We start from the raw sequence: 1,007 nt of genomic DNA on the forward strand, positions 1-1,007 counted from the left end.
CGCCGCTGCCGGCGCCTGCGCGCCCCGAGCGTCTGGCGGCCGGGCACGACGCGTCGCAGACGCTTGCGGCGCGCCATGCGACGCGCGTGCTGCGCGATGCCTGGCGGATGGCCAGCTTCAGTTCGCTGACCGCGTCGATGGCGCGCGAGGAGGCGGGCGTCGCGGCCGTGCCGGATGACGAACTGCGGCCCGACCACGATGCGCTTGCCGCGGTCGCGCCGGATGCCGAGTGGTTGTTGGCCGATACGGTTGCGCCCGAACCGCCGGACGACGACATCCTCGTGTTCCCGCGCGGCGCGGCGGCCGGCGAGTGCCTGCACCGCCTGTTCGAGCTCAGCCGGTTCACGGAGCCCGAGTCGTGGCCGAAGGCCGCGCTCGGTGCGCTGCACGACCGGCCGGTCGAGGCCGGGCCCGAACTCGCGACACGTCTGCCGGCGATGATGGTGCAACTGGTCGATGACGTCGTGCACACCGAGCTCGTGCCGGGCATGCGGCTCGTCGATCTCGATCCCGCGAAGCGGCTCGACGAAATGGGGTTCCTGTTCCCGGCGCCGTCGCTCGACCTGATGGCGCTACGCCGCCTGCTGGTCGCGCACGGCTACCCGGACGTTGCACTGGAGGCGGGCATGCTCGCCGGTTTCATCAAGGGTTTCATCGACATGATCGTCGAACACGACGGCCGCTTCTGGATCGTCGACTGGAAGTCGAACCATCTCGGCACGACGCCGGACGCCTATGGCCCGCGCGCGCTCGACGTCGCGATGGCCGACCACGCGTATCACCTGCAGGCGCTGCTCTATACGGTCGCGCTGCATCGCTACCTGCGCGGGCGGTTGCCCGATTACGACTACGACACGCACGTCGCGGGCTACCTGTACCTGTTCGTGCGGGGTGTACGGCCCGGCTGGCGCAGCGGCGGCGAGCCGGCCGGCGTGCATGCGCGGCGGCCCGCGCGCGCGCTTGTCGACGCACTCGACCGGATGATGGAAGGGGGCCGCGCATGAACG

The 1,007-nt window shown here is 71.3% G+C and carries 1 protein-coding gene; it reads left to right on the forward strand.

Annotation, left to right across the window (positions count from 1 at the left end; all coding sequences use genetic code 11):
* Positions 1-1,004: PD-(D/E)XK nuclease family protein (locus DPV74_RS41525; protein ID WP_205571993.1), on the forward strand; the 1,004-nt coding region annotated here is incomplete at its 5' end.
* Positions 1,005-1,007 lie beyond the last annotated feature (3 nt).

Source organism: Burkholderia sp. HAN2018 (assembly GCF_024704855.1).
GTDB classification, from domain to species: Bacteria; Pseudomonadota; Gammaproteobacteria; order Burkholderiales; family Burkholderiaceae; genus Burkholderia; species Burkholderia cepacia.